The sequence below is a fragment of the Psychrobacter sp. TWR1-1-1 genome (genome assembly GCF_049895865.1).
Classification (GTDB): domain Bacteria; phylum Pseudomonadota; class Gammaproteobacteria; order Pseudomonadales; family Moraxellaceae; genus Psychrobacter; species Psychrobacter immobilis_A.
Genome location: NZ_JAFCTE010000015.1, coordinates 26,111 through 45,802, shown reverse-complemented (window position 1 = coordinate 45,802; position 19,692 = coordinate 26,111). Strand labels below are relative to the sequence as shown.

Below are 19,692 nucleotides of genomic sequence, written 5' to 3'. Positions count from 1 at the left end.
TTATATCACTACAACCACGAGCGCCCGAATATGGGCAATGGCGGTTTTACGCCAATGCAGAAACTAAACCACGCAGCTTAATTCTATTTGATAAGTGTCTTATGGTTGGGATGATTACCCTTCCTCAGCCTAAAAAAATCATTCAAAAACCAGACACGAAAAAGCCCAGTCATTACGACTGGGCTTTTTTATTCTAAATCCAATCAATTATTACGCTGCATTTTTACTCTCAGCAGCCAATTGACGTAGCACATAGTGCAACACGCCACCATGACGCACGTACTCGCGCTCTTTTGGCGTCTGTAGCATGACATTGACATCAAAGCTCTCAGACGAACCATCGGCACGCGTGGCCGTGACTTTGGCGGTCTTGCTCTCACCATTATCTAGACCTGTAATGCTAAGCACTTCTGAGCCGTCCAGTTTATAGGTATCTGCGTTTTCACCGTCTTTAAAGGTCAATGGCAACACACCCATACCGACGAGGTTTGAGCGGTGAATACGTTCGAACGAGCTGGTCAATACTGCTTTTACGCCAAGCAAAATCGTACCCTTCGCGGCCCAGTCACGACTAGAGCCAGAGCCATATTCTGCACCGCCAAGTACCACGAGCGGACGCTTGTCTTCTTTATACTTCATTGCCGCATCATAGATGGCCATTTCTTCGCCGTCTTGAAGCGTGGCGCTATCACCGTTAAAGTAATAAGTATAGCCGCCCTCTTTGCCAGCCATCATGGTATTTTTGATACGGATATTGGCGAAAGTACCACGTGTCATGACTGCATCATTACCACGGCGTGAGCCATAGCTATTGAAGTCGGCTTGCATCACACCGCGCTCTTGCAAGTACTTACCTGCTGGCGAATCTGGATCGATATTACCCGCTGGTGAGATATGGTCAGTGGTGATTGAATCACCGAACAACCCTAAGATGCGTGCGCCTTCGATATCAGGAATACCTTCTGGCTCCATGGTCATTCCATCAAAGAACGGCGGGTTTTTAATATAAGTAGACGCTTCGCTCCACGGATACAACTGGCTATCGGCTGAGCTAATAGCGTTCCATGCGGCACTACCGTCAAACACTTCGCCGTAGTTTTTGCGGAACATATCCGCATCGATATTATTGGCAATCAGCTCATTGATCTCATCTGACGTTGGCCAAATATCTTTTAAGAAGACATCTTTGCCATCTTGATCTTGTCCTAACGGCTGCGTCGTTAAGTCAATATCAACCGTACCTGCCAGCGCATAAGCAACTACGAGTGGTGGTGACGCCAAATAACTGGCTTTTACGTGCGAGTGGATACGACCTTCAAAGTTACGGTTACCTGATAATACAGCAGCAGCGACTAAGTCTTTTTCTTCGATACCTTTTTCAATCGACTCTAAGAGCGGTCCTGAGTTACCGATACACGTGGTACAACCATAACCCACTAAATAGAAGCCTGTTTTTTCAAGCTCGTCCATTAACTTAGATTTTTCAAGATAATCGGTGACGACTTTCGAACCAGGTGCCAATGAAGTTTTGACCCAAGGCTTGGCTTTTAGACCTTTTGCAGCGGCTTTTTTCGCCACTAATCCCGCGCCAATCATCACTGCAGGGTTTGAGGTATTGGTACATGAGGTAATCGCTGCGATAACGACAGAACCATCACGCAATTTATGGCTCTTATCATCGATATTGACGTCAGAGAAAACATTAGGCTTAACATAGAGTCTATCCGCTTGCTCTTGCTCGCCGCCTTCTTCATCAAAGCGTACCTTGCCTTCGACTTCTGACTTGCGGTCTTTTGTCATTTTTTCTAAAGTTTCGCCAAATTTTTCGTGCATATCAGATAAATTGATACGCTGCTGTGGCAAGTTCGGACCGGCAAGTGCGGGCTGTACCGATGATAAATCAAGCTCTAATTTACTTGAATAAGTCGCTGCTGGCGTATCGGCATCGTGCCATAAGCCTTGCGCCTTGGCATACTTTTCGACCAACTCAATCTGACTTTCTTCACGACCTGATAGACGCAAATAATCAATCGCCATTTGGTCAATCGGGAAAATACCACAGGTTGCCCCATATTCTGGTGACATATTGGCAATCGTCGCACGATCCGCCAGTGGCATACTGTGTAAGCCTTCGCCATAAAACTCAACGAATTTACCAACCACACCATGCGCACGTAACATCTCTACCACGCGCAATACCAAATCCGTCGCAGTGACGCCTTCGGTGAGTTTGCCTTTTAGCTCAAAGCCGACCACTTGTGGAATCAGCATTGATGACGGTTGACCAAGCATTGCCGCTTCCGCTTCAATACCGCCGACACCCCAACCAAGCACGCCAATACCATTAATCATCGTCGTGTGGCTGTCAGTACCAAATACCGTATCAGGATAAGCCGTCAGCTCACTTTTACCATCAACATTGACATCAGCAGCCATTACAACACGAGCTAAGTATTCAAGGTTAACCTGATGCACGATACCAGTGGCTGGTGGTACGACCACAAAGTTTTTAAACGCATTACGACCCCAATGCAGGAATTCATAACGTTCATTATTACGTTTAAATTCAATTTTTTCGTTCAAGTCTAGTGCATCTTCTCGGCCATAAGCATCAACTTGTACAGAGTGATCGACGACCAATTCACTCGGGATAAAGGGGTTAATTTGCTCAGCTTTACCGCCAAGCTCAACCACGGCATCACGCATGGCTGCCAAATCGACAACTGACGGCACACCAGTAAAGTCTTGCAGGACTACACGGGCTGGCATAAAGGCGATCTCTTTTGACGCTTCTGCGCCTGCGTCCCAGTTGGCAACGGCTTCGATGTGGTTTTTGCCGACAGATTGACCATCATCTTCATTACGTAATAGGTTTTCTAAGACGATTTTCATACAAAATGGCAATTTGCTGATGTGCTCAAAAGTTTCGGTCAGCTTTGGCAAACTGTAATAGGCATGTTCCTTGCCATCGACCGTAATAGTGTCTTTTACATTAAAAATATCACTCATGGTAGCTTCCTTATCGTTGTTATAGATCCTAAGCCCAAACGGTTATAGGTTTATGCTTAGGATTGGTGGCTAGATAGATGATTGTACGAGTTGTATTCAAAATCATTATTATTTGACACAGTAGAATATAAAGTTGAGTTAACAAAATAGCTAAGCGACTCTTTAGGACTTAACAATAACGCTCTTTTACCATAACAAAACGGCGGCGCTTTGTTAACGTCTAGACGTTGTCAAATCGTGGCATAATCGTAAACGTAACAAGGGTTTAACGTTCTATTATTAAGTATCAATATATTTTCCAAAGACATATTAGAATCAAAGGTAATGGGTAAACCAGTCGCTGCATACGAGCCTTATCTCTTAGACGTTTGGCTGCGCTATGCTATTATGGTGCGCTTTTTTACCGCTAGGCAAACGCCTCGAAACAATCGTTTCGCGCGCTACTTATTGATGAGTTTTTATGGCAAATTTTAACACCCACCTGAATGTTGCATTCATGGTCAGTGGTACGCTCAGTTTGACAGTTTATAAAGCGGGATTGATTGATGATTCGGGGTTTTTAGTTTGCGTGGCGCTCGGCACTATCGGTGGGCTACTTCCCGATTTGGATTCTGATAACTCCACACCGATTAAACTTGGGTTTAATATTACTTCGTTTATTTTTGCCTTTGGTTTGGTCATGCATTGGCGCAGTGAGCTGAGTTTGCTCGCCCTGATTGCATTATGGCTGGCAGGCTACGGCTTTATGCGTTATGTGGTTTTCTCTATTTTTACCAACATGACCGTGCATCGCGGCGTGATTCACTCCGTGCCTTATATGGCAATTTTGGGTTTGGGGCTGACTTATTTAAGCTACTACGTTTTGCACCTCCCATTAACGGCAAGTTGGTTTTACGGTTTATTTTTATTCGGTGGAGCGCTAGTGCATTTGACATTGGACGAGCTATATAGTGTTAACTTATCGAATATGAAAATGAAGCGCTCATCAGGTACAGCGATGAAGTTTTATCAGCCTAAAGATAAGTGGTGGTATTTATTGCTATATACACTGCTCGCCATGTTGGTCTATTTTGCCCCACCGTTTGATGCATTTTGGCAGCAGCTGCGTGACCCAGCACCATGGGCACAGCTAAAAGTTGGCATATTGCCAGAACTGATAAAAAGCATGCTGCGATAAAGATACGGTAAAGTAGTAAAACCCAAACGAAAATGAGAATAAAACATGCAACCTAATCTACACGTTTGCCCTTGCCAAATTCATCCATCATCAAGCGCTATCAGCTCACCACTACTTTATAAAGATTGCTGTCAGCCTTATCATGAGGCTGTTTATAATGATGCTCTTTGTAATGGTGAGGTTGGCAAAGCAGAGGGTATAAAAGCGGAGACAGCCGAACGTCTTATGCGCACGCGCTATAGTGCCTTTATGTTGATTAAGCCAGAATATATCGTCAAAACCACCTTACCCGCGCAGCAAAACTTGTTGGATATCAAGGCGATTGAATCGTGGGCAAAAGAGACAAATTGGGCAGGATTAGAAATCGTAGCGCACACGCCAAAGCTAGGCAAACGCCATGCGCAAGTTGAGTTTAAGGCTTATTTCAAGCCAACTAATAATGCAAATAATTTAGAAGAGAAAGTGCAGGCGCATCATGAGCGGTCTACCTTTGTGAGAGTAAAAGACAAAGCTAATAACGATGCGCGCTGGTACTTTTTAGATCCGACGGTTGCGATGACTGTCAGCCAAAAGCAACCGTGTATTTGTGCGTCAGGTGAGAAGTTTAAGCGGTGTTGCGGCGCTTATATCTAACTGATATTTAGTCAATATTAAATATTGCTCGACCCTAAACACTCGCTCCAACTGCACGTGCTACCGCAATCCCTTCCTCAATCGTCAAAAACTTACGCTGGCTTGGGCTGTCTTTATAAATGACGTCGCCATCTTGGAATATCAGACATTCATTGACGGCTAGCTGTTGCCATTTTTCATTTTCAGTGAGCGGAACAGTGACTAAGATAGTCACTTTATCCGTATCTGTCGTCACATCGCCAAAGTTAATCGCCAAATCATCATCTGCCAATTTCGCCTCACCAAACGGCGCTTGACGCGTGAGATAAAACAATAAACTCCCCGCATAAGCCAATTGCCAGCTACCATTTGATATCAAGCAGTTAAATAAACCATTGGCAGATAAATATCGACATTGGGTGGTCAAAAAGTTAAACAGCGTTTGGTCATCCGGACGGGTTTTAAAGCTACTTTTTAGGCGATTAACAAGGTAGCAAAACGCCATCTCAGAATCGGTTGAACCGACTGGCTGGCAATGCGAGGCGTTGCCGTTGTCTTGCAAGCGCTGACAACGTTTGATAAATTCGCTATTCATTTGTCCATTGTGCGCAAATACCCACTGCTCGCCCCACACTTCACGGACAAAGGGATGGGTGTTTGCCAAGCAATTTTGCCCTTGGGTCGCTTTACGAATATGAGCGATGACGTTCATGGCTTTGATCGGGTAATTATTAACCAAATCAGCCACGGGCGATAAATGGCTTGGGCGATTGTCATGGAATAAGCGTAGACCAGTTGAAGCATTCTCTGGTTTGTCACTATTAGTGCATTCGCTACGCTCAAAAAATGCAATGCCAAAGCCATCTTCATGACTGTCGGTCATACCGCCACGACGACGAAACCCTGCAAAGCTAAAACCAATATCGGTTGGGGTATTACAGTTCATTCCTAGGAGTTGACACATTTATACTTCACCGCCGTTATTGTCGTCTTGTGCAGGATTTAAAGTAGGGTTAATTTTGGCTGCCGACGTTTCATCAAACACCTCATAAGGCGTTGCCCCATCGGTGTCAATATTTGCCAAAATACGCTGTGCATGCGCCAAATCAGTATCCTGTACCCACAGCACAATCCCAGAATTCATACCCGGCATTGCGCTCAGCGGTTGCAGAGACACCGTAATACCATTGTTACGCAGCAGATTGGCATGCAGTTCACCCTGCATATTGGTGTCGTAGCGTGCCAGTTTGTGCCAGTTATCAACTTGATCGGTCATGATAAATTCCTTTTAGATATTTATAAATATAACTCGTTGCTATTATTCTATTAGCAACCGAAACCTTGTGACCAATTAATTTGATTTAACGGATAAGCATCAATATGAAAACCGTTTGGATAATCTTTAAAGCCAGATTGTGATTTTAATTGCTCAATAGCAGCTTGTGCTTGTTGCTCAGTCGCAAACACACCGATTATCTTAAAATCTTCGACATCGTTATTTTTATTATCATCTTTATAACGCGCATGTTCTAGTACAAACACTGTACTTTGCGCTTTTTCAACATGTGACCAATGATAAGCAGCAAGGCGTTTCATCAGGTCAGGATTTTTGACCATGATGTTATCGCCCGTACGTCCTTCGGTACGGTTATAGTGAATAACGTTGAGACGTAATAGCCAAAAAATCACCGCCGCTTTTGCCAACATTACTGGTAAGGCACGTTTTTCATCTTCACCGAGCATGCGTTTCGACTCATAGCCTTGCAAAAAAGCCGCCATTTTACTGCGATCAAAATTCACCGACTCGCCCTGCTCAGCATCGCCCCACGTGGTACAAAAGTCATTAATCGTAATGGCAATATCCATCACATAGTGCTCGACGCTAACTTCGGTGAAATCTAACAACCCAGTCAGACGCTCTGCGCCTTTTTGGCTATTATTTAACGATAAGTCCCATAAGGTATTATCAGCGAACATGTCTAAATGACATAAGCCTTTTGGCAAAGTCGCAAGCGGCAAATCCGTATAAGACTGCCAAATATCACTCATCAATTTGGCTTCGTCAGCTGGCATAAACTGCCTTTCACGATCGCGCACCTCGCTCCATGGGTATAAAGGCACGCCATATTCTTCCGCAGGTTGTAGTGCTTGCAATGTCTCATGCAGCATCGCTAAAGCGGCGCCAATTTCATGACACATCGCTTGCGTCGTCTGCTGGGGATGCGAGCCTGCTAGGCATGGCACTAAGGTAATTGCTTTATTGTCGTATTGAATGACATAACATTTTTCTGCGCTATCAACGAGTGATAACGGCGCAGCGACCGGTAACTTACCGTCTAGTTGATTTAAGATAATCGCCATCTTTTCGATATCTTCTGGTGGACGCTCTTCAAATAAGGTAAATACATAAGAGTGTGCGCCATCTACATCGTCAGTCGTTTGAATAAACCAGTTAGAGTTTTTGATACCTTGGGTGATCGGAATGGCACGCGCGAATGACACGCCAAAACGCTGGCAAAAAGCGGCAAACTGGTCATCGGTTAACTGGGTATAGACGGACATGACATCTCACTTATGGCAATTAAAAGAAGGTAAATAGATACGGTAATGACAGTGATTGTACCGTGCATGAGCAAACTTTGGCTAAAAGCATAATAATCTTGCGAAAACCTGCCTGAGATGGCGGTGATTTTGCTAGACTAGCGCTTATAGAATGAATTGATTATAAGGCGAAAGTCCCTATGTTAGCAAAGCGTATCATTCCTTGTTTGGACGTTGATAATGGTCGTGTGGTCAAAGGTGTGCAGTTTGTCGATATCAAAGACGCAGGAGACCCTGTTGAAGTAGCGAAACGCTACAACGAACAAGGCGCTGATGAGATTACTTTTTTGGACATTACTGCGACCAATGACGAGCGCGATACCACCTATCATACCGTTGAGCGTATGGCAGAAACGGTATTTGTGCCATTAACTGTCGGTGGCGGCGTGCGTAAAATCGCTGATATCCGCAATTTGCTCAATGCGGGCGCGGATAAAGTAGCTATCAATTCTGCGGCGGTATTTACCCCTGAGTTCGTTGGCGAAGCGGCGCAGAAATTTGGTAATCAATGTATCGTCGTGGCTATCGATGCCAAACGCGTTGCAGATATCAATGTCGATGGCATCATCATGCCGCGTTGGGAGATTTTTACCCACGGTGGTCGCAAACCAACGGGGATTGATGCCGTTGCTTGGGCAAGCAAAATGGCTGAGCTTGGCGCTGGTGAATTATTGGTGACCTCGATGGATGGTGATGGCACCAAAAAAGGCTATGACTTGGCATTGATGAAGCAAATTACTAACCGCGTCAATGTGCCTGTTATTGCTTCAGGCGGCGTCGGCAATCTGCAACATTTAGCCGAAGGGGTGTTGGAAGGTGGCGTCGATGCCGTACTTGCTGCCAGCATCTTCCATTTTGGTGAGTATACGGTTCAAGAAGCCAAAGCGTATATGGCAGCGCAAGGCATACAAATGCGTCTATAGTAGGCTCGTAAAGTACAAATAAAACAGAAAAAAATGTTATCATAGCGCTAACCACTTATTTTCGTTCATTTAACTGATTATCTAACGGATAATAAGCCATTTGAGCGTAGCGATATATTTAGCGCATTATTTATTCCTACATTTTAATTAAAAGCCCATTCGGCAAAGGATTTTTTATGTCAAATCTACAACAGCAGCGCAATGACGTGACTCACATCGATGGTAATTTACATCAAAATAAAGACGTTCGTATTGGTATCGTCGTCGGTCGTTTTAATGGTTTTGTGGTTGAGTCATTGGTAGATGGTGCAATTGACGCGCTACTACGTCACGGTGTATTGGGTAGCAACATTACCGTTATCCGTGTACCGGGTGCTTTTGAACTGCCATTGGTTGCACAGCGCGCTGCTGAGTCTGATCGCTTTGACGCCATCGTTGCTTTAGGTGCGATTATTCGTGGTAGCACACCGCATTTTGATTTCGTTGCAAGCGAATCTGCAAAAGGCTTAAGCGCGGTAGCTATGGACTACAATATCCCAGTTGCCAATGGCGTCTTGACCACTGACAGCATTGAGCAAGCGATTGAGCGTGCGGGCACGAAAGCGGGTAACAAAGGCTCAGAAGCGGCAATGGTTGTACTAGAAATGCTTGCGGTACTATCACAGTTAGATATTGAAGATGACAGTGAAGACGCTTAATCAAGCCATCATTTGATAGGCTATTTGTTATTTAATGAGCGCTGTGGTTTTTATGAGCTTTCGTTTTTATCGAGACCACAGCGTCAGTGTTACAAAAACTGTTACCAAGTACGCTACAAAACTTGACTGGCAAAGCCTGCCAGCTAACTACTATTTAACATTTTATTTTAAACCTTTTATCTTAAAAACTTTTTATCTTAGCAACTAGGTATAGACCCCCTATGACTGACCAACTCAAGCGCGCTATCAGCGCTGCGAAAACCGCCCAAACCAATGATAAACAAGCTGAAGCCACGCGCATCGCGAGCAGCAGTGCGGGTGATCAAATCTTCGATATGAGTGAGTCTTCTTACAAGACCAGTCACACTGCTATCCGTAAAGCACGACGCTTTGCGATGCAAGGTCTATACGAATGGCTCGTCACTGACCGCCGCTTCGATATCGATGGTAAGCTTGGCTGGAAAGACAATGCCCCACACGATATCGCCGCTCGTACACGCGCGACCAATGCCATGCATACCGTACATATTGGCTATTATCATGAAATGATGCGTGACATCCCAGAGCAGATCGAGGCACTAGATGTCCTTATCTCTCAGCATCTTGACCGTGAAATCGATAAATTGGATACCGTCGAACACGCTATTCTTTTAATTGGTGCTTACGAGCTACAAAACCGCTTAGAGATTCCTTATAAAGTGGTACTTGATGAAGCGATGAAGCTGAATAATCACTTTGGCGCTACTGACGCGCATAAATTGATTAATGCCGTCCTTGATAAAATGGCGGTAGAGCTACGTGCTATTGAAGTAGAAGCAGATAGCAAAGCCAATTTACGCACCTCACAAAAAACGGCTGCTAAACCTGTAATAAAAGCGGATAGCAATGCTGACGATAACGCTGATATAGAAGATAGTGCTGATAAAGCTGCCATTGAAGAAAAATCAACTACTTCAAACAAGCCTCGTATTAGCGCCAATAATGCTACCGTCAAACGCAATAGCGCTAGTAAGGCTACTGCCAATATTAGTGACTTTAAAGCGAGCAAAAAAGCGATTGAAACAGACCGCATTGATGCAGACAGCAAAGACTAATCATGAATGAGTTTGAGCTGATTGAGCGTATATTCTCCCAAATACAAGCTGCGCAGTCATTGTCTAGCAGTGTTGACAAAGGCATTGTCGAAAAAGGCATTGGTGATGATGCGGCGGTGATGAGCTTGCCTGCAGGTGCGCGCTTGGTCAGCTGTATTGATACACTGGTTCAAGGTCGACATTTTAGCGCTGACTGGGAGCAAGTAAATAAGCTGGCATTTACCATCGGTTATAAATCCGTGGCAGTGAACGTCTCAGATATTGCCGCTATGGGTGCAACTCCGCATAGTATTCTACTGGCGTTAGCTTTGCCTGAGCGCTTGGCAAATGAGCACTGGTTAAGTGAATTTGCTAAAGGCTTATTTCATGCTTGCCAGCTATTTGGGGTGACACTTATTGGTGGTGATACCACGCGCAGCGACAATTTAGTTCTGAGTGTCAGCGCACAAGGGTTACTCACCAAAGAGACGCCAGCCGTCTACCGTTCAGGCGCGCAAGTTGGCGACAAACTTTATGTCTCAGGGTCGCTTGGAGATGCCGCTTATGCGCTACAGCATCCTGATACTGCTATCGGTATTGAGCTTGCGCATCGTCTACATATGCCAACGCCACGTATTGCACTGGGTTCAGCATTGGCAAAAATCGGTGCGACGGCGATGATAGATATCTCTGATGGTCTGTATCAAGACATGGGACATATCTGCCAACAAAGCAGCGTTAGTATGCGCATTCATCTTGATCAGCTACCTACTAGCAAAGCATTGGCAAACGCTGAGTTAACCGAGCGCTTGTTGTGCCAGCTGGCTGGCGGTGATGATTATGAATTGGCTTTTACTTTGCCTGCTCATATTGAACCACCTGTTAATGACAGTAGCAACACGCCTGTTACCTGTATCGGCGAAGTCATAACCGTAAATGAGCCAGATGCTACCAAGAGTTTACGACCAGAGCTTTTTTATCAAGGACAGCCAATCACACCTACCCATCCCGCCCCCTTTACTACTTGGCCCAATCTGACGGGTTACCAACATTTTGCAGGTTAACCCATGATTGATCACAACCTATCTAAGCCTGATATCCGTAAAGCCAATGACTGCCCGCCGCTACCCGCCAATGCCAGTATGCTTGACCGCGTAGTTTATTGGCTTGGGTTGGGTTTAGGTAGTGGTCTGCCTCGCCGTGCACCCGGTACTTGGGGCACGGTTGGTGGCTTAATCGTCGCAATACCATTGCTAAGCTTAGGATTCGTACCATTTTTGATTATTACCATTCTCTCTTGTGTGATTGGTAGTTGGATATGCGGTCGTACCTCAGAGCTAATGGGTGGTCATGATAACCCGCATATCGTCTGGGATGAATGGGCAGGCATGTGGCTTACCCTACTGCCGCTATCTTATATGGGTATCGCTGACGGTAATTTTTGGCAAAATATCGCTCAAACCTCTTCTATTGTTGCCATTATTATCGCCTTTATATTGTTCCGCTTTTTTGACATTATTAAGCCACCACCGATTGGCTGGGCAGATAAAAAAGTCGCGGGCGGCCTAGGTATCATGCTTGATGACATCATCGCAGGGGTCATGGCAGCAGCCGTCTGGATCATTATTTATACCACCATCCTTTAGCTGTTAAATTAGCCTCGCTTTTATATAAGCGACGGTCTTTCATAACCGATTGTCGTTTATAGTCCATCATTTTTTTAACTCTCCCACTTTTTTAGTAATGCGTTTGTGACGATAGCCAATTTATCAGCAAGCCACCAGTAAATGGTAAGCCCATGACAAGCAACGTAAGTTACAAAGATGTCACGACATAGCGTTTTAGTTAAATGACGGTTTGCGTTATAATTTGAAATTATATTTTGTTACATTTGTAGGCTATTATGACAACTCCCCTCTCGGTAATCATCCTCGCTGCTGGCAAAGGCACGCGTATGCAGTCGGCTAAGCCAAAAGTGCTACAGACATTGGCTGGTAAGTCGTTATTGGGTCATGTCCTTGATACGTGTCATCAATTAACGGTTGACGACACCATTATTGTTCATGGTTTTGGTGGCGAGCAAGTCCAAGCAGATATCAATGCTCAATATGCACACTTGCCTATTACTTGGGTTGCTCAGACTGAGCAATTAGGTACTGGACATGCGGTGAAAGTAACCCTGTCGGAATTACCCAAAGAAGGGCAAAGCCTGATTCTCTATGGTGATGTGCCATTAGTCAGCTGCCAGACATTAGCAACGCTACAAGCGGCTAACACCGAGGGCATGTCGATGTTGACGTTGACCGTAGATAATCCTTTTGGTCTCGGTCGTATCAAACGTGACAAAGACGGCAACATCGAAGCCATCGTCGAGCAAAAAGATGCCAGCGCCGATGAGCAGAAAATCCAAGAGATTAATAGCGGTATTTACTGCGTCGATAATGCGTTATTGCATAAATACCTGCCAAAACTGTCTAATGACAATGCGCAGCAAGAATACTATCTGACGGATATCGTCAAAATGGCGGTCGCTGAAGGTATTAATATTGTCGCGATTGAGCCTGAGCATACCTTTGAGATTGAAGGCGTCAATAACCGCCAACAACTTGCGAGCTTAGAGCGCACTTGGCAAGGCAAACTGGTTGCCGACTTACAAGAAGCGGGCGTGCAGTTTGCTGATCCGACACGCGTTGATATTCGCGGTACCTTGACTGCGGGTCAAGATGTGTTTGTCGATGTGGGTGTGGTATTCGAGGGTGATTGTGTCTTAGGTGACAATGTTTATATCGAAGCGGGCTGTGTCATCAAAAACGCCCACATTGGTAATGCCTGCCACATAAAACCTTATTGCGTGATTGATCGCGCTGAGATTGGGGCAGGTGTTGATGTCGGTCCTTTCGCCCATTTGCGTCCTGAAACCATACTGTCTGATAACAGTAAAGTTGGTAATTTCGTCGAGATTAAAAAATCAACGGTCGGTCATGGCAGCAAAGTCAATCACTTGAGTTATATCGGTGATACGACCATTGGTACAGATGTCAATGTCGGTGCAGGCGTCATTACTTGTAATTATGATGGTGTCAATAAATCACAAACTATTATCGAAGACAATGCCTTCATTGGCTCGAATTCAAGTTTAGTGGCACCTGTGACTATTGGTGATACCGCTACGGTTGCTGCAGGTTCAGTGATTACTAAAGACGTCGACAGTAAAGCATTAGCCTTTGGACGGGCACGACAAACTCAGAAAAACGACTTTCAGCGTCCGACCAAAAAGTCAAAATAGCAATGGTCAATCACAAGTATTTTGAACAATATCTATTGAAGTAATACTAAGCAGCATGACAATTTTTGTGATGCTGCTTCCTTATATTTATAACGTCAAAATTGTTAGTATAAAAGCTCTGCCAGTATGAACTTCTATTATTTATTGACTGAACATTATTGCCTCTCAAAGCATTTGAGCGGTTAAGCATTGAAACATTGAAGCCTTTAAAAATCAAAACATGAAACATCGAATTTAAGGAATAGTTATGTGTGGAATCGTTGGAGCAGTCGCTGAGCGTAATATCGCTAATATCTTACTTGAGGGTCTTAAGCGTCTAGAATACCGTGGTTATGATTCTGCCGGTCTGACCGTCATTCGTGATGGCGAACTCCATCGCGAGCGCCAAGTGGGTAAAGTGCAAGCATTGGTCGATGCTGTGGCCGTCAATCCTGAATTTTTCGATGGTCATATTGGTATTGCGCATACACGCTGGGCAACCCATGGCGAGCCGGCACAGCGTAATGCCCATCCGCACGTATCAGGCAAGATTGCTGTGGTACATAACGGTATCGTTGAAAACTATGCCGAATTAAAAGAAGAATTGATTGCTAAAGGTTACGTATTTACGTCGCAGACCGATACCGAAGTCGTCGCTCATCTAATCAATGATATCTACAAAACCACACCTGATTTACTAGAGGCGGTTCGTGCCGTTATTCCGTTATTACATGGCGCATTTGCCCTTGGTATTCTACATATCGACTGCCCAGAAGAGCTGATTACTGTTCGTTTGGGCTCTCCACTAGTGATTGGTGTGGGTATCGGTGAGAATTTTATTGCTTCTGATCAATTAGCCTTACTACCGGTCACCAATCGCTTTATGTACCTAGAAGAAGGAGATATCGCCAAATTGACGCGCAGTAGCATTCAGGTTTATGCCGATGGTGTCGAAGTAAAACGTCAGATACATGAAATTGATGCGGCACAGCACAATGCGGATAAAGGTGAATTTAAGCATTATATGCTCAAAGAAATCTATGAGCAGCCAGACGCGGTTGCCCGTACTGTTGAGATGGCTGTAGATAGCGATGAGCCGTCTCAACTGCGCGATGATTTTTTGCAGCGTCATGAAGCGCAATTAAAAGGCATTAAGCATGTCCAAGTCATCGCTTGTGGTACCAGTTACCACTCAGGCTTGGTCGCAAAATATTGGTTTGAGAGCCTGATTCGTGTGCCTTGTTCCGTTGAAGTCGCTAGTGAATTTCGCTATCGCAATCCTGTCGTCATCGACAACACACTCGTCATTTGTATTTCTCAATCTGGCGAAACGGCAGACACGTTATCGGCGCTACGTGATATTCAAAAGCACACGCCAGCAGGTCTAGTCAGCTTAGCCTTATGTAATGTACCGACATCGTCTCTGGTACGTGAGACGGATATCTTTTTACCAACGCTTGCTGGTCCCGAGATTGGTGTTGCTTCTACCAAAGCATTCACCACTCAGCTCGCCGCTTTAATGCTATTGGTCTTAAAAGTGGGTGTCGTTCAGGAGCGCATGACTGGCGAAAACCTGAGTACCTTGCTTGGTCAATTACAAGAGCTACGTGGTCAACTACATGCCAGCTTAAACCTCGATGCGCCTATCAAAGCCATGAGTGAGCATTTTGAGTATAAAAAGAGCTGCTTGTTCTTAGGTCGAGGTCTACAATTCCCGATCGCTCTAGAAGGCGCGTTAAAGCTGAAAGAAATCTCTTATATCCACGCTGAAGGTTATGCGGCAGGTGAGCTGAAACACGGTCCATTGGCATTGGTCGATAAAGACATGCCCATCGTCGTACTAGCGCCAAAAGACAGCATGTTTGATAAGCTAAAAGCCAACATGCAAGAGGTACACGCGCGTCATGGTGAGCTGTTCGTTTTTGCCAGCGAATCTAGTCAGATGGTGGCAGAAGACAGATTACATGTGGTCTATGTGCCCGATGTTTGTGAAACGCTTGCCCCTATCGTCTACAGCGTACCCGTACAGCTGCTGTCTTATCATGTCGCCGTAATGCGCGGCACAGACGTCGATCAGCCACGTAACCTCGCAAAATCAGTGACTGTTGAGTAATATAAGTATTTGATTTTAATAATATTATTATTAATCAGCTGCTTTTTACACCGAGTCCTTCGCTATCTGGTACGAATAAGATAGCGAAGGATTTTTTTGTGAATAACGAAATAGAAAAATATCAGTAATCTATATAATTCAATCACTTATATAATTACTGTATCTACAGTATGGACAATGAGAACATGGATATCAAAAGCGGCACCGCCAATCAAATCACTAATCAAATAGAAATAATCTATGAAGATGAATTTCTGGTGGCAATTAATAAAGAGGCTGGTCTATTGGTGCATCGCAGTTGGCTGGATAAAGGCGAGACGCGCTTTGCCATGCAGCTCACCCGTGATGCGGTAGGTTGTCATGTATTTCCGGTGCATAGGTTAGACAAGCCCACATCGGGCGTATTATTGTTTGCCAAGAGCTCAGCCGTGGCGCGCAGCCTTGGCGAGGCTTTTACTGAACACAAAGTTACCAAGCAGTATTTAGCCGTGGTGCGCGGCTATATGCCAGAACAAGGCACCGTTGATTATGCGTTGAGCTTTCAGCCCGATGCCATCGCCGATAAGTTTGCCGATTTGGACAAACCCGCTCAAGAGGCGGTGACCCATTGGCAAAGTTTGGCACAAATCGAGCTACCATTTGCCGTATCAAAAAAGCATGACACGAGCCGCTATAGTCTTGTGCGCTTGACACCCGAGACTGGGCGCAAGCATCAGCTGCGTCGGCACATGCGACATGTATTCCATCATATCGTGGGTGATACTAGCCACGGTGATATACGTCACACACGATTTTTTCGTACTCACTATGATTGTACGCGCATGTTGCTGCATGCTCAGACTTTAGCGCTCAGCCACCCCGTCACTGGTGAGCCATTATTGCTAAAAGCTAAATTAGATGACCAATGGATGCGTATCTTAGAAGAGTTTTCTTGGGTGGACAGCGCTAAAGATTAAACAGCTTAGGTTTTATCTTAGATAGTCATATCAAAGAAGTCGACATACTGATGCTAGATATGAAGGTTCGATACCCTAGTAAGGACTTCAATCTTCGGCTATGAGCTTTTGGATTTTTATTTACCGTAAGCGCTGTTATAGGAATAAGAGCAGCTAACATCATATTGGCTGGCGCTTTCTTCCCTGTTTCATTTTTATATTCGCTAGCACCAACCCCGACAATATCAATATCATTGCCAGCATCTTCCACCATGTCACGACCTCTCCTGTAAGCAGCACTGAGGTTGTCATACCGAATACTGGCACCAATAGAGCAAACGGCATAACCTTAGAAGCCGTATTTTGACTAAGCAGATGCGCCCACAGTCCAAAGCCTATCAGCGTTGAGACATACACGATAAACCCAAGTGATAACCAAGACTTAAGCGATGCCTCGGTAAACGTCGCCAGCTGCCATGCCTCGGTCTCAAATATGAGAGAAGATAGAGTTAAAATCACGCAAGCGATCAGACCACCCCAAACCACGAGAGCGAGAGCAGACAACGCGGATGCCTTATTCCTTCCAGTATTAGACGAAATAATAGCCCTGTCTGATCCTTGCTGCATCGCTTGTGTTGAAACCTGTTTTGAAGCAATGTTACCAAAGCTCCAGCCTATGGCCGCAATCAAGATACAGACAAACCCAGCCAGAGGCATATCACCACCAAGGTTCAACGCGATGACGCTAAGCCCTAGCACACCGACCAGCATACCGATGATTTGCATGCGACTCACTGCCTCACCCAGTATAAAATACGCCAACAATACGGTAATAAAAATTTGAATTTGTAGCAATAGTGCCGTCAATCCTGCTGATGCCCCTAAGTGCATGGCAGTAAAGACAAAAGCATACTGCATGACAAACGTACCGATAGCATAGATAAGTAATGTACGGTTAAATTTGGGCGGCTTCAGAAAGAAAACCAGTGGCACAGCGGTAAAGAAAAAACGCAGGGCGGTGAGCATTAGCGGTGGAAAGCTTTCAAGTCCCCATGCAATAAAGGTAAAGTTCACACCCCAAATAAAAGTAACCAGTACAGCCAATGCAGTGTATATAGGAGTCATATCGTTGGCCTAAGAAATTATGGCTGGTTATTATATTTAAAAAAATTTTATGACAATCTCGTATTAACCATAGGAGGCTTTTAGAGAGCGAGCACCACACTTACAAACAATAGAACGGCAATGAGCATTAATATTGCACCGCCTATTTTTGTAATTAACTAGAGGTTATCTTGAGCTTTCCATAGATACCGACTGGCTAAAGCAAACGCTTCTGCATAGCAAAAATGGATTAGTAAGACCAAGAGGCAAAAAGCTGAAGCTAAAATGAGAAATTGATAAAGATAGGCTTGTTCAGTGTCGATAAATTTCGGAAATACAGCCATAGAAAATAAGATAGGTTTTGGGTTAGAAAGAGAGGTTAGCAAACCTTCTTTGAATAATCTACCAGCACTTGTACTACTCACATCTAACGTGTTGCCAGACTCTAGGACAAATGATTTTCTCTTTCCAAAGATCATTCTGAAAAACAAAAATACGTATACCAAACAGAACCTAGATACTTCACCCTTTAGACCCATTAATAGACCACTTAAAGCAGACTGATATAAGAGAACCACTCAAAATAAACTTTTGAACTATCTAAACGTTGCAGTGTAAACGCGCCAATATAAAGACTTAAACCAATCCCTTATACAGGAAATAGCACCCCACAACCGTTAATAACACCGCAAAGCATTTCTTTAAAAGCTCTGGTGATAGTATATGAGCAACTTTCGCGCCTAGCTTGGCGGTAAAAAAGCTCATGATACTGATCCCTAAAAAGGCATAAATGTGCACAAAGCCAATGGTGTTAGGCACATCAATTCGTTGCTGCATCCCAAAAAACATAAAACCTAATGCTCCAGCAATGGCAATCGGCAGACCACAAGCTGCTGAGGTGCCAACGGCTTTTTGCATGACTACACCATACCGCGTGAGATAAGGCACGGTTAAGCTACCGCCGCCAATACCGAAAATAGCAGAAGCGATACCGATAACCCCACCTGCTGCGAGCTGCTTAGGTTTTGAAGGCAGTTGTGTATTAGCATCGTCGGCACTACTAGAATTGGTAGCATGATTAGTAACCTGTTTTTTGCCACCGAAAAACATCTTGTAGGCGACCCAAAGCAAAAACACCCCAACAATGAGTTGAAGATACAGCCCAGATATCTGTCCTGCAATCCCTGCCCCTAAAAAGCAACCAATCGCTAAGCCCGGTGCTAGATTTTTGAAGACAGGCCACATGACTGCGCCTTTTTTATTGTGTGCCATTAACGAGCTGATCGAGGTGACAATGATGGTCGCCAATGACGTCCCCAATGCCAAATGCATGATATTGTCAGGGCTGTAACCCATTTGCGTAAAGACGATGAATAATAATGGCACGATAATTGTGCCACCGCCTACACCAAATAGCCCCGCAGCAAATCCTGCTAGCGCACCTATGATTAAAAAAATGATTAATTCCACGGGATATTTACTTCTTATATAGAGTTAGTACGATGGTTATTTTAGTTCAGTGACAATCAATCAGTTAAAAAGCCAACTTAAGCGATTTCTGCTTGATCCACTTGACCAACCCGAGAATAGGCACGATTAAAATACACCAAACTTTCCTCTTGCTCACTTTGTCTAATGGCGACCACTCGGCACATGAAAACACTGTGCGTGCCCACTTGCTGAATGTCCTCAATCTCACAATCAAAACTGACCAACGCATCTTCTAAAACGGGAGCGCCTGTTTTGAGCGGTGACCAAGAGCCATATTCAAATCGCTCTTGTGAACTCAATTTGGAGGCAAAAGCGTTAGATATTGATTCATGCTGTGCACCTAAAACATTGACACTTAACGTTTTATTTTCAATAAAATGGGCATGTGAGCGAGATATCTGATTCATGCAAACCAGCAAGGTTGGCGGTGTATCGGTGACGCTACACACCGCAGATGCGGTAAATCCATGAGTACCAGCGCTGCCTTCTGTGGTAATGACATTGACCGCTGTGGTTAATAAAGACATACCATCTCTAAAATCGGTGGCTTCAATCATGACTTAACTCCTAAATTTTAAATCTTTAAGTTCATTGATAACTGAGGTCACTCATGAGTTTAAACAAGCTGGTATATACGGGGTTAAAAACCCAACCTATAAAAGCTAAATTTTGTATCAGTTTATCAATAAAT

General features: G+C 44.5%; 19 protein-coding genes. 11 read left to right on the top strand and 8 right to left on the bottom strand.

What is annotated here, in order from left to right:
• Positions 1–197: hypothetical protein (locus ACP69U_RS12100; RefSeq protein WP_426138636.1), on the top strand; the 197-nt coding region annotated here is incomplete at its 5' end.
• Between the two features lie 13 nt (positions 198–210).
• Here the strand turns inward: ACP69U_RS12100 and acnA are convergent.
• On the bottom strand, positions 211–3,009 hold the full coding sequence (acnA, locus tag ACP69U_RS12095; RefSeq protein WP_426138635.1) for an aconitate hydratase AcnA: 2,799 nt from the start codon (positions 3,007–3,009) through the stop codon (positions 211–213).
• A gap of 460 nt (positions 3,010–3,469) precedes the next feature.
• Here acnA and ACP69U_RS12090 point away from each other — a divergent pair, with 460 nt between their 5' ends.
• Both ACP69U_RS12090 and ACP69U_RS12085 read left to right on the top strand, forming a co-directional pair.
• Positions 3,470–4,186 carry a metal-dependent hydrolase gene (locus ACP69U_RS12090; RefSeq protein ID WP_193007540.1) on the top strand — a complete coding sequence of 239 codons (717 nt, stop codon included), beginning with the start codon at positions 3,470–3,472 and terminating at the stop codon, positions 4,184–4,186.
• Between the two features lie 45 nt (positions 4,187–4,231).
• The gene (locus ACP69U_RS12085; RefSeq protein ID WP_426138634.1) at positions 4,232–4,819 is read left to right on the top strand and encodes a YchJ family protein; all 588 of its coding nucleotides are present in this window, start codon (positions 4,232–4,234) and stop codon (positions 4,817–4,819) included.
• A 34-nt stretch (positions 4,820–4,853) separates the two neighbouring features.
• Here ACP69U_RS12085 and ACP69U_RS12080 read toward each other — a convergent pair whose 3' ends face one another.
• From ACP69U_RS12080 to ACP69U_RS12070, 3 genes are read right to left on the bottom strand one after another with little or no spacing between them, the layout of a single operon-like run.
• A complete protein-coding gene (locus tag ACP69U_RS12080) occupies positions 4,854–5,762 on the bottom strand; it encodes a class II glutamine amidotransferase (protein WP_426138633.1) in 909 nt (302 codons plus the stop codon).
• The gene (locus ACP69U_RS12075) at positions 5,763–6,074 is read right to left on the bottom strand and encodes a putative signal transducing protein (RefSeq protein ID WP_227694293.1); all 312 of its coding nucleotides are present in this window, start codon (positions 6,072–6,074) and stop codon (positions 5,763–5,765) included.
• A 50-nt stretch (positions 6,075–6,124) separates the two neighbouring features.
• Entirely contained in the window at positions 6,125–7,360 is a 1,236-nt protein-coding gene (locus ACP69U_RS12070) for a homoserine kinase (RefSeq protein WP_198330045.1), read from the bottom strand.
• A 179-nt stretch (positions 7,361–7,539) separates the two neighbouring features.
• Between ACP69U_RS12070 and hisF the strand changes: the two genes are divergently transcribed.
• The 8 genes from hisF to truC all read left to right on the top strand — a co-directional run bounded on the left by hisF (position 7,540) and on the right by truC (position 16,427).
• Positions 7,540–8,322 carry an imidazole glycerol phosphate synthase subunit HisF gene (gene hisF, locus ACP69U_RS12065; protein WP_045452349.1) on the top strand — a complete coding sequence of 261 codons (783 nt, stop codon included), beginning with the start codon at positions 7,540–7,542 and terminating at the stop codon, positions 8,320–8,322.
• A gap of 176 nt (positions 8,323–8,498) precedes the next feature.
• Positions 8,499–9,020, top strand: coding sequence for a 6,7-dimethyl-8-ribityllumazine synthase (gene ribH, locus ACP69U_RS12060; protein ID WP_045445783.1), 522 nt, complete (start codon positions 8,499–8,501; stop codon positions 9,018–9,020).
• Positions 9,021–9,241: 221 nt separating this feature from the next.
• On the top strand, positions 9,242–10,114 hold the full coding sequence (gene nusB / locus ACP69U_RS12055; RefSeq protein WP_426138632.1) for a transcription antitermination factor NusB: 873 nt from the start codon (positions 9,242–9,244) through the stop codon (positions 10,112–10,114).
• Between the two features lie 2 nt (positions 10,115–10,116).
• A complete protein-coding gene (thiL, locus tag ACP69U_RS12050) occupies positions 10,117–11,157 on the top strand; it encodes a thiamine-phosphate kinase (protein ID WP_426138631.1) in 1,041 nt (346 codons plus the stop codon).
• A gap of 3 nt (positions 11,158–11,160) precedes the next feature.
• Positions 11,161–11,739, top strand: a complete 579-nt coding sequence (locus ACP69U_RS12045) for a phosphatidylglycerophosphatase A family protein (RefSeq protein WP_426138630.1) — start codon at positions 11,161–11,163, stop codon at positions 11,737–11,739.
• A 257-nt stretch (positions 11,740–11,996) separates the two neighbouring features.
• Entirely contained in the window at positions 11,997–13,379 is a 1,383-nt protein-coding gene (glmU, locus tag ACP69U_RS12040; RefSeq protein WP_426138629.1) for a bifunctional UDP-N-acetylglucosamine diphosphorylase/glucosamine-1-phosphate N-acetyltransferase GlmU, read from the top strand.
• A gap of 247 nt (positions 13,380–13,626) precedes the next feature.
• A complete protein-coding gene (gene glmS, locus ACP69U_RS12035) occupies positions 13,627–15,471 on the top strand; it encodes a glutamine--fructose-6-phosphate transaminase (isomerizing) (protein ID WP_426138628.1) in 1,845 nt (614 codons plus the stop codon).
• Between the two features lie 185 nt (positions 15,472–15,656).
• Positions 15,657–16,427: a tRNA pseudouridine(65) synthase TruC gene (gene truC, locus ACP69U_RS12030; protein WP_426138627.1), complete on the top strand. Its 771-nt coding sequence runs from the start codon at positions 15,657–15,659 to the stop codon at positions 16,425–16,427.
• A 159-nt stretch (positions 16,428–16,586) separates the two neighbouring features.
• On the opposite strand, the gene ACP69U_RS12025 is transcribed toward truC, so the two are convergent.
• The 4 genes from ACP69U_RS12025 to ACP69U_RS12010 form a co-directional block, all read right to left on the bottom strand.
• Positions 16,587–17,531, bottom strand: a complete 945-nt coding sequence (locus tag ACP69U_RS12025; protein ID WP_087815065.1) for an EamA family transporter — start codon at positions 17,529–17,531, stop codon at positions 16,587–16,589.
• A 158-nt stretch (positions 17,532–17,689) separates the two neighbouring features.
• Positions 17,690–17,989, bottom strand: a complete 300-nt coding sequence (locus tag ACP69U_RS12020; RefSeq protein WP_426138626.1) for a LysE family translocator — start codon at positions 17,987–17,989, stop codon at positions 17,690–17,692.
• A gap of 157 nt (positions 17,990–18,146) precedes the next feature.
• Positions 18,147–18,980, bottom strand: a complete 834-nt coding sequence (locus ACP69U_RS12015; protein ID WP_426138625.1) for a sulfite exporter TauE/SafE family protein — start codon at positions 18,978–18,980, stop codon at positions 18,147–18,149.
• A 77-nt stretch (positions 18,981–19,057) separates the two neighbouring features.
• Entirely contained in the window at positions 19,058–19,558 is a 501-nt protein-coding gene (locus ACP69U_RS12010; RefSeq protein WP_426138624.1) for a flavin reductase, read from the bottom strand.
• Between the last annotated feature and the right edge of the window lie 134 nt (positions 19,559–19,692).

Coding starts and splice junctions, on each gene's coding strand:
- ribH (WP_045445783.1), top strand. CDS start 8,499: ATGTCAAATCTACAACAGCAGCGCAATGACGTGACTCACATCGATGGT.
- ACP69U_RS12080 (WP_426138633.1), bottom strand. CDS start 5,762: ATGTGTCAACTCCTAGGAATGAACTGTAATACCCCAACCGATATTGGT.
- glmU (WP_426138629.1), top strand. CDS start 11,997: ATGACAACTCCCCTCTCGGTAATCATCCTCGCTGCTGGCAAAGGCACG.
- ACP69U_RS12090 (WP_193007540.1), top strand. CDS start 3,470: ATGGCAAATTTTAACACCCACCTGAATGTTGCATTCATGGTCAGTGGT.
- glmS (WP_426138628.1), top strand. CDS start 13,627: ATGTGTGGAATCGTTGGAGCAGTCGCTGAGCGTAATATCGCTAATATC.
- nusB (WP_426138632.1), top strand. CDS start 9,242: ATGACTGACCAACTCAAGCGCGCTATCAGCGCTGCGAAAACCGCCCAA.
- ACP69U_RS12045 (WP_426138630.1), top strand. CDS start 11,161: ATGATTGATCACAACCTATCTAAGCCTGATATCCGTAAAGCCAATGAC.
- ACP69U_RS12085 (WP_426138634.1), top strand. CDS start 4,232: ATGCAACCTAATCTACACGTTTGCCCTTGCCAAATTCATCCATCATCA.
- hisF (WP_045452349.1), top strand. CDS start 7,540: ATGTTAGCAAAGCGTATCATTCCTTGTTTGGACGTTGATAATGGTCGT.
- ACP69U_RS12010 (WP_426138624.1), bottom strand. CDS start 19,558: ATGATTGAAGCCACCGATTTTAGAGATGGTATGTCTTTATTAACCACA.
- truC (WP_426138627.1), top strand. CDS start 15,657: ATGGATATCAAAAGCGGCACCGCCAATCAAATCACTAATCAAATAGAA.
- ACP69U_RS12070 (WP_198330045.1), bottom strand. CDS start 7,360: ATGTCCGTCTATACCCAGTTAACCGATGACCAGTTTGCCGCTTTTTGC.
- thiL (WP_426138631.1), top strand. CDS start 10,117: ATGAATGAGTTTGAGCTGATTGAGCGTATATTCTCCCAAATACAAGCT.
- acnA (WP_426138635.1), bottom strand. CDS start 3,009: ATGAGTGATATTTTTAATGTAAAAGACACTATTACGGTCGATGGCAAG.
- ACP69U_RS12025 (WP_087815065.1), bottom strand. CDS start 17,531: ATGACTCCTATATACACTGCATTGGCTGTACTGGTTACTTTTATTTGG.
- ACP69U_RS12020 (WP_426138626.1), bottom strand. CDS start 17,989: ATGATCTTTGGAAAGAGAAAATCATTTGTCCTAGAGTCTGGCAACACG.
- ACP69U_RS12075 (WP_227694293.1), bottom strand. CDS start 6,074: ATGACCGATCAAGTTGATAACTGGCACAAACTGGCACGCTACGACACC.